This is a genomic window from Enterococcus sp. M190262 (assembly GCF_005843965.1).
GTDB classification, from domain to species: Bacteria; Bacillota; Bacilli; order Lactobacillales; family Enterococcaceae; genus Enterococcus_D; species Enterococcus_D gallinarum.
Genome location: NZ_CP040462.1, coordinates 99,975 through 115,376, shown reverse-complemented (window position 1 = coordinate 115,376; position 15,402 = coordinate 99,975). Strand labels below are relative to the sequence as shown.

The window sequence follows — 15,402 nt, the reverse complement described above, 5'->3', positions numbered from 1 at the left end:
TGAAGTTTATATTGTATTTGAAATAGTGTTTTTCCTGATGAATTTGATTATTTATAAGTCGTATGTTGCAATTCTTTAAACGAATTTGTGTCTAATATAAGCTGGTGCGTCTTTCCGATTTGAAAAGAAAATGGCTTGGAATAAAAATTAGGTATTGATATTGGCAAAAGTTTTCTTCTGAAGACTGGAAGTAGTTTTATAATCCTAAAACAACAGAGCGTGTGTAGTATGTAGCTTTAAAATAAATATTTTAACCATGTCAGGTATAAATAAGACTTAATATGAAAGCATTTAAAGAATTATAATGCAAGTTTGGTGATCTATATAGGAAGGCTTTTTATTTCATTTTATTTAATTCAAAATGTACGATTCCTAAAAACATTTTCAATTTATCACTTGTGTTATTATAATCTAAACCTGTCAATACTTTAATTTTTTTCAAACGATATCTCAACGTATTTATGTGGATAAATAATTCTTCACTTGTTTTCATTAACTGTTCATTATTTCTAAAAAATGTTTGCAGTGTTGCCATAAGCAGCTTGTTATCAGCAATCGGTTTCAAGTGATTCATCAGATGGTTTGCAATTTCTGTATCTGAAAGGCTATTCATCACATCATAAAACTCCACAGTGGAGTATATTAGGATAGGAGAATCTGCACAAATAAATTGATTTATTTTATGGGCAAATGTAGCTTGTCTATATCCTTCAACAATATTATATACAGAAACGTTATCGCTTAATCCATAATAGACAATTAAATCATCTTTTATTGCTGAAAGATAATTCTGATTTACATTCTCTACTGCAGAGAGTAATTCTTTTTTATCTGTCTTATTTTCAGAAATGAGAATAATGCTAATTGAATTAATATCATTTGTATAAAGATAATCTGTTAATTGATTTTTCTCGACTAAATTATCTAGTCGTTGAATTAATAATAATAATAATTGTTGTATATTTTTCCAATAATTTGGTTTCTGAGAAATCATTGGTGATGTCTGAAACCAATCAATATTAGGACCCACATGTAAAACGGTTACTTTTGTATGATCACTCAATTTTGCTAAATGTTCAAGTTGTTTTAAAGAAGCCGATTTGATTTGGGTAGTTAATAGGTATTTTGCCAAATTTTCTTTTAAAAAAGTGGTTTCTCTTTCTGTAAATAAAATGTAGTTGACTTGATCCATGATTGTTAGATATGTTACATTGTCAGGAATTGTAAATATAGGGAAGTTTTCTTTTTTAGCATAGGCTAAAGCTGTTTCAGAAAAATAGAAATGATTATTAGATATTTTTACTGCTAATCCGACTGCTTTTAGTGTAACTAAATCTTTTAATAACTGTACTTGTGTTTCAAAATCAGTTGTAAATGTTTTAGAGCTAGTTAGAATGAATTCACCACCTTGAAGCCATTTTTTCACTTCAGGTGATTCCATGATTGTGATAGATTTGATTGCATTATTAAATTCCACAGGAGCATTGATTAGCTCGATAGGCAATTTTACTTGGCTCATTAGTTGATTTAATGTAATCACTTTATCCACCTCATACAAAATAATTGAGTTTTTCAGTAATAAATCAAGACCCATTATATACTATATGTGGATACATGCAATGGTATCGTTTAAAAGATATTTTTTTTTGGACTTTTATACAAAAAAGTGCTTATTTTTTTAGTATTAAGTCCAATATAATTAATAAAAAAAAGATGATACACTGTTAGCGTTGATAGCGCTTCATCTAAACTAAGTATTATGGAGGTTTTTTATGGAATTCTCAAATGATTCAAAAATAACTAAAGAGCAGAAAAAAGTTCTTTTTAGTTCTATGAGTGGTTTAGGTTTGCAAAGCATGAGTACAATGTTGTTGTCTTTTGTGCTAGCAACTATGATTTCTGATTTTGGAATAAATGGAGCGGCCGGAGGATTTATTTCAACAATCACTAATATTGGAATGCTTGTAGGAGGAATTATATTTGGCACCTTAGCTGATAGAAGGGGGCGCGTGAGAGTTTTTGTAATTACTGTAGCTATCTTTTCAATAGCTACAGGAGCAATGGCTTTTGCTAATAATATTTATCTTGTCTACTTATTTCGATTTTTAGTTGGCGTTGGAGGTGGTGGAGAATATGGAGTTATTATGTCTATGATCGCTGACAGCTTTTCAAGTGATAAACGAGGTCGTATCAACTCTTATGTAACAATCTCTGGTCAAATAGGAAGTATTGTAGCAGCAATTGCTGCAGCTATTATTATCCCAGCATTTGGTTGGCGTGCACTCTTTGTTTTTGGTACTTTACCGATTTTTTTAGCAATCTACGCGCATTTTAAACTAGAAGAACCAGAAGAATGGAAAAAAGAGGTGCTGGAAACACAAGTCAAGCCCTCAATTAAAGATCTGTTTATAGAAGGAAGAGCCTCTGTGACCATCCGTCTAACAATTATGGCTATCGCACAAGTAGCAGGTTACTTTGGATTAATGAACTGGTTGCCTTCTATTTTACAGAATAAAGTAGGGTTAACTGTATCGGGATCATCTTATTGGATGATTGTTACAATTGTTGGAATGTCTGTTGGCATGCTTTTTTTTGGTCAAATTATGGATAAAGTTGGAGCAAAATTCGCTTACTCTTTGTTTTTGATTGCTTCAGCAATTGCTGTCTTTATCTATTCGTTTGCTGACTCAGGTACGGCAATTTTAATAGGTGGAGCTGCAGTGGGATTCTTCTGCAATGGTATGAATGCAGGATATGGTGCAATAGTCGGAAACCTTTACCCATCCCATATTAGAGCAACCGCAAATAATATTATTTTTAACATTGGAAGAGCGGTGGGTGGATTCTCATCAGTTTTCATTGGTTTCTTCTTAGATAACTATTCTTTGACTATTGCCATGCTATTTTTGTCAGTTCTATATATTGTGTCATTACTGTCTGTATTATCATTAAAAATGAAGAAGGGAGAAAATCAATGAGTATACATTTGAAAGGTCTTAAATATGGGGACCTTGGAGAAGCAACCATAATTGTGGGGGATCCTGGAAGAGTTGAGTTAATTTCTCAAGATTGGCGTGACAAAAAGAAATTAGTTGATAGCAGAGAATTTGTTGTTGTTTCTGGTTTGTGGAAAAACCATTTGGTATCAATTTGTTCCACAGGAATTGGTTCAGGATCCACTGAAATTGCAGTAACTGAATTAATTGAAAATGGAGCAAAAAAAATTGTTCGTTGCGGAGGATGTGGTGCTTGGGTAGATGGAATTGCACCTGGTGATCTAATTATTAATAATGGTATGGCAAGAACAACAGGAATGTTAGGTGCCTATGTTTCTGATAACTATCCTGCTGTAGCAAATCCTCTTTTAACTTTTGCAATTATTAATAAAGCAGAACAAGCAGGTTTTAAGACACATACCGGGATTGGACTGACTTCAGAAACTTATTACTTTGGGCAGGGTAGAACACCTAATATTTCTACTGCTTTAAGTGTAAAAAAAGAGTATATGGACTACTGGACAGATAGAAATATTCTAAATTGTGAGATGGAAACGGCAGTACTATTCCTTTTAGGAAGTCTATATAACATTCCTGTTGCGAATTGTCTTGTTGTTCATGTGAGTAGAAAAAATGAAAGATGGGCAAATGATGAAGATTACCAACGTATTCATAAAGCTGCATCAGAGGTTGTATTATCCTGTCTTGTCGAATGATATTTTTTAAAGAAGGATATCTTAACGGATAGTTATTTCTAGATAAAATTAGTTTATATTTGTGTGTAAGTTAGGAGAAATTGAGATGTTTAAACGTGTACATTTGATCGTAATGGATTCTGTAGGTATCGGTGAAGCGCCCGATGCAGAAAAGTTTGGTGACGTTGGTTCTGATACATTAGGACATATCGCCAAAGAAGCTGGTTTAACGATTCCTCATTTGGAGCAGTTAGGTCTTGGTACGATCCGACCGCTGGATGGTGTCAAAAATGTAGCAGACCATGACGGCTATGCAACGAAACTAGAAGAAATCTCTGTCGGAAAAGATACCATGACTGGACACTGGGAAATCATGGGTTTGAATATTCAAAAACCGTTTCGTGTGTTTCCTGACGGATTTCCTCAAGAATTGCTGCAACAAATCGAAGAATTTTCTGGACGTAAAATCGTCTGCAACAAACCTTATTCCGGTACAGCAGTCATTGATGATTACGGTGAACACCAAATGAAAACAGGCGATTTGATCGTTTATACGTCTGCCGATCCAGTCTTGCAAATTGCAGCTCATGAAGAAATCATTCCGTTGGAAGAATTGTACCGCATTTGCCAATATGTGCGTGATATTACCAAAGATGAACCATATATGATCGGCCGCATCATTGCTCGCCCTTATGTTGGTGAACCAGGAAACTTCACCCGGACAAGCAACCGGCATGACTATGCACTGGATCCTTTTGGACACACAGTGTTGGATTCGTTGAAAGATGCTGGCAAAGACGTCATCGCTGTCGGAAAGATCAATGACATCTTCAATGGTCAAGGAATCACTGATTCAGTAAGAACAAAGAGCAATATGGATGGTGTGGATCAGCTATTGAATGTGATGAAGCAAGACTTTACCGGCCTAAGTTTTACTAATTTAGTTGATTTCGATGCGCTTTACGGCCATCGCCGGGATGTCGTCGGTTATGCTCATGCGATTGAAGATTTCGATTTAAGAATCCCAGAGATTCTGGATGCCATGGCTGACGATGATTTATTAATGATCACAGCCGATCACGGGAATGATCCAACCTTTACTGGGACTGATCATACAAGAGAATATGTACCATTATTGGTTTACAGCAAACAATTTAAAGGACAAGGCCAACTACCCCAAGTCCATTATGCCGATATTTCAGCAACAATTGCAGAAAACTTTGCGGTACCGGCAACAGAAAATGGAACAAGTTTTTTAAATTTTTTAAAATGATAATTAACACTTTTAAATGTTTTTGTTTATTAGATAGAAAAATAGGATTTTGACTATATTTCTATTGAAGCAAGACTATCATATTTTAATGATTTTTTACTTTTGGGATGTGTAAAATTAAAACTAGGTCAGAATGAACCTCATTCTAGCCTAGTTTTTTGTCTAATAAAGATAAAAGTTTAGCACATAGGGTGTCCTAAATGCGAGGAAATTGAGAGGGAAAAGGTATTTTAAAAATAATTTTTTCAAAGAATGAAAGTAGGTTTCTATAGTCGGTATATAAGTATATGCTATAACCCATTTATAAGTGCTATAATCAAAAATTGCAGTATTGAGCGTATATTATAGAAAAGGCAATAAGAAAAAGTGTTAGATGTGTGTGTTGTAGAGATGAACGAAAGTGAAGAATGGATTCTGGAACATCTCAAGGAGGGGGGATAAGTCCCATCTTAACTAATGTATATATACTATGTATTTGATTTATAGATGAGAATGATATTTCCAAAAAATCTATGGATGAGATATGCAGATGATGACTTGATTCATTGTGCAATGAAGAAACAAGTGATTCATCTTAGGAAAGAATTGGCAAAGAGAATAAAAGAATATTTTCTTGAAAATTATCCAGAAAAAAGCAAAATTGTTTATTGTAGAATAATCAGTCAAATGAAGAAAGTAGTTTTAAGTTTTGGGGTTATTCCTTTGGAAATCGATTGGGTGTTTATTTCATCGTCTTTATTTTCGCACATTCGTTTGTTGAATATTCTGAATCCCGTTATTCGAGGATGGGTCAACTATTTCATGAAATTTAATAAGAGTGAAGCAAGTAGGAAAGAAAATCAATTATATGAATCTGGCACCGATAAGATGGTTAAGAGTAAATATCAGTCAGATACTAAAAAATTGTATGAGATGAAAGATGTTAAAATCATTGAAGTTACATCATACTTGACCATATTTAATTGTTAGTGAGAATATCATACAAAATTAGTATTTCCAGTTTGGGCTATTTATTAAATGATTAAAAAAAGATAAGGTTATGAGCTGTTGCTGATACTAAAAAATCCCTTTTAAAGTACTATCAAGTGATTAAGCCCATCTAGAGAGGCTAAAAAGCAATCCGTTTTCTAAAAGTAATTAGAATGATTTAAGTCTTTCCAATACAACCAATCAATTATTTTGTTTTTTAATGGTGTTTAAAAAACAAATATAAAGATTACGTGTTCTTTATATTTGTTTCGAATTATTATTTTTTATTGATTTAAAAAATGCAGATAAAAACCATGTATTAAGCAGTCCATTTTAAATAAATGATTTTTCCATAGATGAATTAGTTTATTTTAGTGATTATTGTGTTCAATTTAAGCACCATAATATATATAAATTATTTGACAAAAATGTATTGATTTTGAGTTTTTATTAGTATTATAATTCTTTTCGAAGTATAAATATAGAAAACTATAGTGTTAATATTATGCTTCATTACTTATTTTATAGAAAATAAAAGGAGGGAATATAATAACTATTTATTATTAAATACAGGAGGAATTTTCTTGATATATTAAGCAAAATAGATAGATTATTACAAAATTGATTAATTAATTATAAGTTGAATATCGATCGCTTTTAATAACAAATATAATTTATATTCGTTTCATTTTTAATTTCAGTCTAAGTTTGAGGGTTTTGAATAAATAAACATTTTTAAAGAATATCTATGGTACAAATGTACTTCTCTTTTCTTATTAAATTAGTTTTTTGCCTTCTGATTATGACTTAATTATCTTAAAAGTTATTTTTTCTTTCAATTGAGCAGGTATCTATTTATTACGACAATCAATTTGATTGAAAACGATAATAAGCACCATTTAATATTGATTATATCTTACAAGATAGGAAAGGATTTTTTATGAAATCAAAAAAAATTATTGTATATACATGTATGGGAATATTCTTCGGAATTAGTGCAATTTCTACAATTTCCCATGCAGATGATGATAGTAATAAAGAAGTATCAGAAAAAAATAGTAGTATAGTATATTCTTCATCATCTACTGAGAATTCCTCGGAAAAATCAGTTTCTAGCAGTGAATCTATGTTTAGTAAAGATACTGTTCAAGAATCTATCACTAATTCCTCATCTACAGAGATAGATAGTTCAGCGACACTTGAATCAAGTGATAGTGAAGAAAAAAATAATTCTAAAAATTCAAAAGAATATAGGTCTGATAATGATTCAGATGTTTCTCTAAATATTTCTCAATTAGATCAATTAAAAATCGATGTTACATCTTTATTTTCAGATGAGCAATGTACAAAATTATCAGAAGATGTGACTCAAGAAAAGATTGATAAATTAAAAGAAAAAGTAGGGAATTCAACTGATTCTCAAAAAGAAGAAATACTTACATTGCTATCTCGAGCTACGGATTTATTACAGGAATTTACTTTTAAAGGATTAGGGGATTCAACGTTTGCACAACTATATTTTTATGCTGATAAAAGCTACAGCTGTAAATTAATTACTAAAGCAGTGAAACCGCATTCCTATATTGATAAAGAATATACGACAATTACAGTTATGGATAATAAGAAAAATACAGTTTATAGTAAAAAATATATAGGAAATCAATTGCAGCAGGCACAGTCTGAGGCATTGGATCTAAAAGAAGGTTATTATTTAGTAATTAATAAAACAGAACCTAGTCGATTTGTAACAAATCATAACGATCAATTGAAGCAAAATGAAACTAATCCATATATGTATATGGTAAGAAATGGGAAGTTAGAAAGAATAGATGATAAAAATCGAATTTTACATTTTTTAGGATTAGGTAACTCGGAGTATGCGACGCTAAAAGTAGATTACAATACTATGAATTTGACACTGGTTACTAATAATGTGAAGCCACATCAGTATTTTACTAGCTCTTATGAGAAAATCGAAGTTTTGGATTTGCAAGATAAAGTAATTTACAGTAAGGATTTTATAGGGAATAAACAATTAGAGGCTGAAACAGAAAAAGTTCCTTTTGAAATAGGCTATAAAATTCGCTTAACTGGATCTGAGCATAGTTCTAGAGTAAAAAGTTATGACGATAATAATATAGTAAAACCAATTGAGTTATCTGAGAAAATGGTAGAGATCCGAATTGGGAAACAAGGATTATCTAAAGTTTTTTTATTCAATGAAAAAATGAATGGAACACTTCAAAAAAATATTGAAACGAGACTGACGAAAGAATATTTGGATAGCTTTATAAAAGCAGATGATAGGCACAAAGCATTTTTAAATTGGCTATATGGAAATTCTGAAGCTATGCAATTATACTTAGATGCAGGTTATACAACAACATCTAATCAAGGGGGAATGTCCTCATACCAATTTAAAAATCCATATAATTTAGAAAATGAAAAAGAAGCTTTTGAATTATGGTTTAAAATATGGAATAAATCTGATAAGTCACATCAGGGAACTAATTTAAAAATTGCTATTAGTGTTGCTATGGAGTTTAACAAAGAAGTAAGTGCTTGGTATAATTCTTCTTTGAAAATTGATCCAATCAAAAGATATTTAAATTATGAAGATGCTCTTCAAAAAGGATTTCTTTTTGAAGATTTTACAAATTTAACTGTACAGGAAACAAGAAATGTAGTAAATGCTAAAATAACTGATGATGATATGAACTGGTTAAGAAATTATATGAAGCAAAATAAACCAGATATGTTAACTAGATCAGGAATTACAAGAGGCTATACTCTAATTAAATATGTTATGAAAAATCCTGAAACTGGAGTAAGTGTTCAGAGTGGAAATTTTTACGGCCCTAATCCAACTATAAAAGAAGTTATTAAATATGGTGGAGTTTGTGGAGCTATGTCCAAGCTTAGTTGCGTTTTAGCACAAGCATACGGTGTGCCAGCTTTTCCTGTTGGGCAACCAGGACATTGTGCATATATATATTTAAACAGCGATCATAATTATCAACTCGGATACGATGTTTATGGATGGAAGGGTTGCGGTAATTATAATTCTACACTTCCTTATATACAGATCAATAACTATTTCTCTTCTCATATAGATGAATATAGAAAATCTGAATATTTTAGATATGAATCAGCAATAAAGACAAATAATTCTGATAAATTGAAACTTTTGAATGAATCATTAAAGGTAGAACCACTAAATTATCATGCGTGGAATGATAAATTGTCGTTATTGTCGGGAGCGAAGGATAGTGATCAATATAAAGAGGCTATAAAAAGTATGAACGAATCTTTGAAAGACTATCCAATTATATCTAAGGATATTGGCTCAAGTACTGATATAAAAGAATAAAAATAGTTAAGAAAAGATTATGATAATCTATAAAAATTTTATTTGATGTCAATATTCTTTAATTTCACATTATATAATCAAGGTAAAAAATCTTTATTAGTGGTCCTTTTATTTACCATATTTCTTAAGCTGTTAGAATGAGATTATATGAGGAAAATGTTTTCTTTATTTTAAAAACCAGTATTTTGATCTTGAATAAGGCGCTGTACAATCTTTCTTTTAGCAGTTGTACAGTGTTTTATTGTTTACCTTGTTTGAAAAGCATTGCGATATATTTTAAGTCAGGCCTATGACATAGTATATTTAGTTAAAAAGTGATAGAGAGATCTTAGATATACTTCCTAGTAAAAATTTTTTTGGCTAATCTAGCGGAAATATTTATAGTATTTAATGGAAATAAAAAATAATAGATGGATTTCTTCAACTAGTTTTTTTAATTATTTATAAATAACTAGAGTACTTTTCTTATAGTATCATAAATAGTTTGTATGAATACATGTAATCGTAAAAATGGTGGATGGTTTTGAACGAGTAACAATAAATTTTTTGTTTTGACTATCATTTTATTGTTCAGAAATAATTTATTGCACTTTTTGAGGTAAATAGTTTAGAATTGTTATAGTATAAGTAATTCAAATTGAATAATGGAGAAATAGGTAATGAAAAAAATTGATTTAATCAATATAATAGGTATGTTAATAGGAATACTAGTAAATATAGTAATTTTCACAGATTGGCTTTGGATGTTATTTTCTAATCTTGTTCCTGTACTTATTATAGGTATTTGTGGAATTATACTTTCAATATTAGAACTTTTTGAAAGTAGAAACACAATGAATAGAAGAGTTGCTTGCATTGTATTAATAGTTAATCTATTGCCTATGGCCTATTTTACTTTCTTATATTTTGCACTAGGATAAAATAAATTAACCTAAAGTCTCTTTTTTCTTATAATCCATCTCAAATATTTTCATTTGTGATACTATAACTCTATAAGAAGGAGATGGAAATTTTTGAAAAAAATTCTTATTAATTCTTTACTAGTACTTTTATTCCTTGTAGGATTTGCTTTAGTCTTTAATAAGCAAATAAAGGATTTTACAATAAAACAAACAACTGAAAAATATACTGTTAACAATTTTAACAGGAAAGAGATTGAGAAAAATCAGCAGCAAAAGGACGCTTCTTTTAATTTTGATGATGTTGCTCCAATTAGTAGTGAAGCTGTTTTGAAAGCTAAATTAAGCAACAAGCGGTTTCCTGTTATTGGAGGTGTTGCTGTTCCAAGTGTAGGAATAAATTTACCTATTTTTAAAGGTTTATCAAATGATGCCTTATTATGGGGGGCAGGAACGGTAAGCGAAACACAGGTAATGGGGAAAGGAAACTATGGATTAGCTAGTCATCACGCAGATAAAAAAGATTTATTATTTACACCACTAACTAAAGTAAAGATTGATGAAAAAATTTACTTAACAAATTTAGATAAGATTTATATCTATAGAATTACTAACATTGAGATAGTTTCACCGACTGATGTTCAATGTTTAGATGATGTACCTAATAAAAAATTAGTTACATTACTTACTTGTGATACATTAGCAGGAACAAACCGAATTATTGTGCAAGGAGAATTAATTGATGAAATAGAAGTGGATAAAGCAAGCCAAGAAGTATTAGGAGTGTTTGAGATGGAACAAAAAACTTATTAATATTGGTTAGAATGTTGATGTTTATCCATCCTCTGGTGAAATACTATTTCACTATCGAAATAGTAGAAATTTATCTCTATTCATAGAAATTTAAATCCGTATACTAATGATTTCTCACCCTATTTTACTCATTCAAACGATTGGTGCGCCATTTGGATATAAATGGGATTTTATCGTTTTAAATCAACAGTTTGCGGCAATTGTTAATGCAGTTTTTGCATTATTGGCTATTCTTGGAGTTGTTTCAGATCCAACTACTGCGGGAATCGGTGATAGCGATCAAGCCATGACATATACAGAGCCAAAGAAACCAGGTGAATCAGATAGGAATTAATCTTGAGATGGAGCAATTACGTAATCAGGGTGTGCGGTATTCAATGTCTGACTCGCGTACGGGAACAGATGGGACTGCGGACTGTTCAAGAGCTATCTATGTTTGTTTGAGAAAAGCTGGCGCCAGCAATGCTGGTTGGGTATTAAATACAGATTCAATGCATAGCTGGTTAGGGGCAGAATGGGTTTCAATTAATTGCGCAGAATAGAGAGTGGCAAGCCCACAGAGGGGATATAATGAAAAGGGGCTTCAGGTGGGACCGCTGGCATGTGGTACTATTTATCAGTAGTACACAAATCATTCATTGTAATTATGCTAGAAATGGAGTGACGATTGATGATGAAGCAACCACTTGTCCTTATAGTATGGGCTGGTATGTTTACCGTTTGAAAGGTACTTTTTACTCATTGAATACATCTCCGGCTACATCCAGCAGCTGGAGGGCTGAAAATGGTCATTTCAAATTAATACAGCAATCAAGCTTCGAAAAAGTCCTTCAACAAATTCAGGAGAAATTGCGACGATTGGTGTCGGATCTGTGATTATCTATGATGCCTATAAAGTATATACAAATGGTTATGTATGGATTCGCCAGAAACGTGGGAATGGTTATGGCTATACGTCGACCGGTAGAAGTAAAAATGGAAGATGGATTGACTACTGGGGAAGTTTTTATTAAAATAAAGTCAAGCAATACCTTTTAGCGAAAGTCGTCTTTTCGAAGGCGGCTTTTTATTTTTTAGATGGATTGAGTTTGATAGATAGAAATCTAACTATCAAACTATCTATTAAAGATAGGGCTGAAAAACTATTTTTTATCTAATTTTTCTTTTACATCTTCGACTACTTCTTCTGTTTTTTCTTTTACATCAGAAGCAACTTCTTTCACTTTACCGACAGCTTGATCCAAAAGACCTTCTGCTTTTGTTTTTTTGCTATTTGTCACATCACCGGTAACTTCTTTTGCTTTACCTTTGATTTTATCTGTTTTCCCTCTATCTGTCATTTAAATCACCTCCTCAAAAAGAATAATGGACCTTGCAGGACTCGAACCTGCGACCGGACGGTTATGAGCCGTCTGCTCTAACCAACTGAGCTAAAGGTCCTGCATAAAATGAACACGTTATTCTTGAAAAACAAAAAAAGGCACTATAAAATATAGATAGATGTTAACATCATCTCTATAATGAAAGAGTAACGGAGCTGGGAAGTTTTGGGGAAGTCTTCTTATTTACTATCCGCTACTCTTTTCTATTAATTAAGATAACATATTATAAAAAATAATCAAATTTATCCTTTTTGGGGTTCACTTTATTTTTTATTGTAACATATTTGTGATTAAATAGAAGTATGTGACGAAATTTCGTCAATAGGTATTCAAGATACTCTATTGAATTATCAACCAAAATCGGTTAAACTTTATTTACCTAAAACCTTTTATTTTATTTCTGTGAATCCACTCTCCCCCGAGGGTGGGTGTTTTTATGTAAAATAGCTATTGAAAAATATTCTGTTTTATCGTACTATTTGCTTATAGATTATATTTAACTTTCTTCTTTCAAAAGTACCCACTTTTCGGAGTGGGTTGTTTGGTGTCTTTAGCGCAGTTATTCAGAATAGATGACTAATAATCGTTTGGTTGCAGATTTGAGCTCTACAAGCTATATAGATAAATTGTGCCAAATTTTGTGCCAAAAAAATTTCAAACATGTTCTGATACGTGTTCGTGCTTTTATGTGATTTACTTTTAAATCGTGATTTTTTAAACGTATACTAACTAATTTTTATATATAATTGCTTGCAAGGTCCATTACTCTTTTAGTTAATAGGTGGTTTGAATAACAGATAATAGAAATCTGAAACCACTAGACGCACTTGTTTACGGACTTTTCTAGGGTAGCGCAAGAGAAATAGTCGCGTAAAGGATCGAGTTGCCGATTTTCCACAATATCAATCAGTTGATGGGGCTTGCCGTCCATCATGACGAAGCTCATGGCTCCGAGACGTTTTTCACCGATTTGAATTCATCGAAACACACCACTTCTGGTAACGGCTGGTTCAAAGAAACGGTTTTAGGCCGAATGCTGCGAAGTATTCGAATGACAGTGGTCGGAGAAATGTGCTTCATATGTGCGATCAAAGACATAGAAAGAGGTTCGCTTAATAGCTCAAGAATGGCTTGTTTGTCTCTGCGAGCGATGGAGCAGAGACGATCACTAACTGAATCTTCTGCTAAAAAAGTCTTTCCACAGTGTTTACATTTAAAGCGCTATTTGTTAATTCGCAGAATGGTCTTGTAGTTACTGACAGCATTCAATAAGATGGATACTTTTTTCCAGCTCCATTTAATGATCGTTTGCTTATTTTGATAGTGACAATGGAAGCATTCCTCAAAGGTAAGATTTAGATCTAGAATATCTAATAACTCTTTGGTAAACTTTGAATAGGACATCTTGAAACATTCCTTTGAATGGTTTTCGTCGACTTTATTCTAAAGGATTTCAAGGTGTCTGTTTGCATTTATTAGAAAAAAAGTATTGGCAACAGAAGGCGTCACAAACACTAGATATTATAGAGCCATAAAAAAGGTCTGTATATAATTTTTTTAATTATATGCAGGCTTTTAATTTACGACTTACAAACATTACTGGATATAGATAAAAACAGTTTTTTATAAAAATTAATTAAAAATTATAATAATCTTTAATTAATTGGCTTATTTTTAACATAAAGAAATTTATATAATTAAATATTAGCTTCAGTCCTAATAGTAATAGGGATATTCCAATATTGAATATAAAAAGATTTTACATATAGATTTCCCAAAACTTTAGTTTTAATAATGTAGTTTGTTGGGGGGAGTTAGGATAGTATCTAAATAGTATTATAGGTAATATGACTGATACTATTCTCAATAGCATGTATGAAAACAAATACTAATTTAAGTTGTGAGAGGATAATACAATGGATAAAGAGTTAGCCGTTCAATTATTAGAAAGGTTTCGATCAAGTTTAGAAAATAGTAAAAAGCAAAAAAATATTCAGGAAGTTCTTCAGGAATTAGATTTGATTCTAGAGGATATACTAAGTAATGACCTAGAAGGGATTGCTTTACCAATAATATTATCCGAGTTTACTAATAAGATTAATTTGGCTTTAGCTTTTGATGTAGTACGTTTTTCTGAAGAGCAAAGCAGGGTTTGGAAAATTTTACAAGATGGTTTTATCAAAAGAAGATAGCGTTTTTTTATGAACTAAAAAATGGGTATGTAAAGAATTTTGTGTAAGATTTTTTTCTTTAATATAATCAGTCACGTGATTTTCAAAAAATCTGCCCCAAGTTTTAAACCGCCATGATCTATTTTTTTGTAACATCTATTGTAATGAGATACAGTATTTTAAGCAGCGACTCATCCGATGTAAAGACACTTTTTAACTTTTTTGGCCTGCAAAGTTGCCGGTGAAATCTTTCAATCACTTGTGTAATGATGTAGTGTAATTCTTCAGGATACTTGAAAAAGGTCTAATAATCTATACATATTTTTTTAATATATCCCATTTTTTCTGAAAATCCAACACCTATTTTAAGTAGATACCGTATATATCGGTTTTAAATTATCTGTAGTAGTCTTTAAACCCTTATAATCAACAAATATCATGTTGTTTCTATTTTGACGGATAATACATTTTTGAACTTCTGTTTTTGGAAAAGTGGCTTGAATGGTTTCATTAGACAGTAAGGTTCTAGAACTAGATTCATTTTACCATTAGAACTTACATAACATATTTAACACTATTTAATTAATTATTAAATAATATTTTTAACATATATTCTATTTTTATTTTATTATAATTATTTTAACAAAATTTCAATATATTATTATATGATGTTTAAAATATGTGTTAAATCGGTCTTCAGTTGTCATTTCAAATTAATATTTTTTTATTAATAATATATTTAATTAATTGAAAAATATTATAACAAACACTTGTTTACGAATGAGACACAATCTGATTCTGTCACATTCGTTAAAATCGCTCCATCCTTAGAGG

Annotated in this window: 14 protein-coding genes, 1 tRNA gene and 1 pseudogene; 11 read left to right on the top strand and 5 right to left on the bottom strand. The window is 31.2% G+C overall.

Annotated elements, in window-relative coordinates:
• Positions 1-337: 337 nt before the first annotated feature.
• Positions 338-1,540 (bottom strand): PucR family transcriptional regulator, encoded by a 1,203-nt coding sequence (locus FE005_RS16290; protein ID WP_167757214.1) that lies wholly within the window; start codon positions 1,538-1,540, stop codon positions 338-340.
• 232 nt (positions 1,541-1,772) lie between these two features.
• Between FE005_RS16290 and FE005_RS16285 the strand changes: the two genes are divergently transcribed.
• The 10 genes from FE005_RS16285 to FE005_RS17120 all read left to right on the top strand — a co-directional run bounded on the left by FE005_RS16285 (position 1,773) and on the right by FE005_RS17120 (position 11,891).
• Positions 1,773-2,978 carry an MFS transporter gene (locus FE005_RS16285; protein ID WP_103301384.1) on the top strand — a complete coding sequence of 402 codons (1,206 nt, stop codon included), beginning with the start codon at positions 1,773-1,775 and terminating at the stop codon, positions 2,976-2,978.
• Complete coding sequence (locus FE005_RS16280) at positions 2,975-3,712, top strand: nucleoside phosphorylase (RefSeq protein WP_103301385.1); 738 nt, start codon at positions 2,975-2,977, stop codon at positions 3,710-3,712. The genes FE005_RS16285 and FE005_RS16280 overlap by 4 nt, the downstream gene beginning before the upstream one ends.
• 85 nt (positions 3,713-3,797) lie before the next feature.
• Positions 3,798-4,964 (top strand): phosphopentomutase, encoded by a 1,167-nt coding sequence (gene deoB, locus FE005_RS16275; protein WP_138372293.1) that lies wholly within the window; start codon positions 3,798-3,800, stop codon positions 4,962-4,964.
• A 516-nt stretch (positions 4,965-5,480) separates the two neighbouring features.
• Entirely contained in the window at positions 5,481-5,933 is a 453-nt protein-coding gene (locus FE005_RS16270) for a group II intron maturase-specific domain-containing protein (protein ID WP_175413589.1), read from the top strand.
• A gap of 940 nt (positions 5,934-6,873) precedes the next feature.
• Positions 6,874-9,303, top strand: coding sequence for a putative mucin/carbohydrate-binding domain-containing protein (locus FE005_RS16265; RefSeq protein ID WP_103301357.1), 2,430 nt, complete (start codon positions 6,874-6,876; stop codon positions 9,301-9,303).
• A 659-nt stretch (positions 9,304-9,962) separates the two neighbouring features.
• The gene (locus tag FE005_RS16260; protein ID WP_103301356.1) at positions 9,963-10,223 is read left to right on the top strand and encodes a hypothetical protein; all 261 of its coding nucleotides are present in this window, start codon (positions 9,963-9,965) and stop codon (positions 10,221-10,223) included.
• Between the two features lie 93 nt (positions 10,224-10,316).
• The gene (locus FE005_RS16255; protein ID WP_228081221.1) at positions 10,317-11,015 is read left to right on the top strand and encodes a class A sortase; all 699 of its coding nucleotides are present in this window, start codon (positions 10,317-10,319) and stop codon (positions 11,013-11,015) included.
• Positions 11,016-11,121: 106 nt separating this feature from the next.
• Positions 11,122-11,349, top strand: a complete 228-nt coding sequence (locus FE005_RS16250; protein WP_103301354.1) for a phage holin — start codon at positions 11,122-11,124, stop codon at positions 11,347-11,349.
• 7 nt (positions 11,350-11,356) lie between these two features.
• On the top strand, positions 11,357-11,557 hold the full coding sequence (locus FE005_RS17125) for a peptidoglycan amidohydrolase family protein (protein ID WP_255200751.1): 201 nt from the start codon (positions 11,357-11,359) through the stop codon (positions 11,555-11,557).
• Positions 11,558-11,585: 28 nt separating this feature from the next.
• Positions 11,586-11,891 carry a peptidoglycan amidohydrolase family protein gene (locus tag FE005_RS17120; protein WP_254697016.1) on the top strand — a complete coding sequence of 102 codons (306 nt, stop codon included), beginning with the start codon at positions 11,586-11,588 and terminating at the stop codon, positions 11,889-11,891.
• A 266-nt stretch (positions 11,892-12,157) separates the two neighbouring features.
• On the opposite strand, the gene FE005_RS16240 is transcribed toward FE005_RS17120, so the two are convergent.
• The 3 genes and pseudogenes from FE005_RS16240 to FE005_RS16230 all read right to left on the bottom strand — a co-directional run.
• A complete protein-coding gene (locus FE005_RS16240; protein WP_103301353.1) occupies positions 12,158-12,355 on the bottom strand; it encodes a CsbD family protein in 198 nt (65 codons plus the stop codon).
• A 26-nt stretch (positions 12,356-12,381) separates the two neighbouring features.
• Positions 12,382-12,455 (bottom strand) — tRNA-Ile (locus tag FE005_RS16235).
• 742 nt (positions 12,456-13,197) lie between these two features.
• Positions 13,198-13,801, bottom strand: a pseudogene (locus FE005_RS16230) (helix-turn-helix domain-containing protein); the annotation flags it as partial.
• A 512-nt stretch (positions 13,802-14,313) separates the two neighbouring features.
• Here FE005_RS16230 and FE005_RS16225 point away from each other — a divergent pair.
• A complete protein-coding gene (locus FE005_RS16225; protein ID WP_138372292.1) occupies positions 14,314-14,589 on the top strand; it encodes a hypothetical protein in 276 nt (91 codons plus the stop codon).
• Between the two features lie 344 nt (positions 14,590-14,933).
• Here FE005_RS16225 and FE005_RS17215 read toward each other — a convergent pair whose 3' ends face one another.
• Positions 14,934-15,071 (bottom strand): transposase, encoded by a 138-nt coding sequence (locus FE005_RS17215; RefSeq protein WP_350153665.1) that lies wholly within the window; start codon positions 15,069-15,071, stop codon positions 14,934-14,936.
• Positions 15,072-15,402: the final 331 nt, after the last annotated feature.

What these genes read in the sequence shown, in the direction of transcription:
- deoB (WP_138372293.1), top strand. Translation starts at nt 3,798, where the DNA reads ATGTTTAAACGTGTACATTTGATCGTAATGGATTCTGTAGGTATCGGT.
- FE005_RS17125 (WP_255200751.1), top strand. Translation starts at nt 11,357, where the DNA reads ATGGAGCAATTACGTAATCAGGGTGTGCGGTATTCAATGTCTGACTCG.
- FE005_RS16270 (WP_175413589.1), top strand. Translation starts at nt 5,481, where the DNA reads ATGAGATATGCAGATGATGACTTGATTCATTGTGCAATGAAGAAACAA.
- FE005_RS16225 (WP_138372292.1), top strand. Translation starts at nt 14,314, where the DNA reads ATGGATAAAGAGTTAGCCGTTCAATTATTAGAAAGGTTTCGATCAAGT.
- FE005_RS16280 (WP_103301385.1), top strand. Translation starts at nt 2,975, where the DNA reads ATGAGTATACATTTGAAAGGTCTTAAATATGGGGACCTTGGAGAAGCA.
- FE005_RS16240 (WP_103301353.1), bottom strand. Translation starts at nt 12,355, where the DNA reads ATGACAGATAGAGGGAAAACAGATAAAATCAAAGGTAAAGCAAAAGAA.
- FE005_RS17120 (WP_254697016.1), top strand. Translation starts at nt 11,586, where the DNA reads ATGAAAAGGGGCTTCAGGTGGGACCGCTGGCATGTGGTACTATTTATC.
- FE005_RS16250 (WP_103301354.1), top strand. Translation starts at nt 11,122, where the DNA reads ATGATTTCTCACCCTATTTTACTCATTCAAACGATTGGTGCGCCATTT.
- FE005_RS16265 (WP_103301357.1), top strand. Translation starts at nt 6,874, where the DNA reads ATGAAATCAAAAAAAATTATTGTATATACATGTATGGGAATATTCTTC.
- FE005_RS16260 (WP_103301356.1), top strand. Translation starts at nt 9,963, where the DNA reads ATGAAAAAAATTGATTTAATCAATATAATAGGTATGTTAATAGGAATA.
- FE005_RS16285 (WP_103301384.1), top strand. Translation starts at nt 1,773, where the DNA reads ATGGAATTCTCAAATGATTCAAAAATAACTAAAGAGCAGAAAAAAGTT.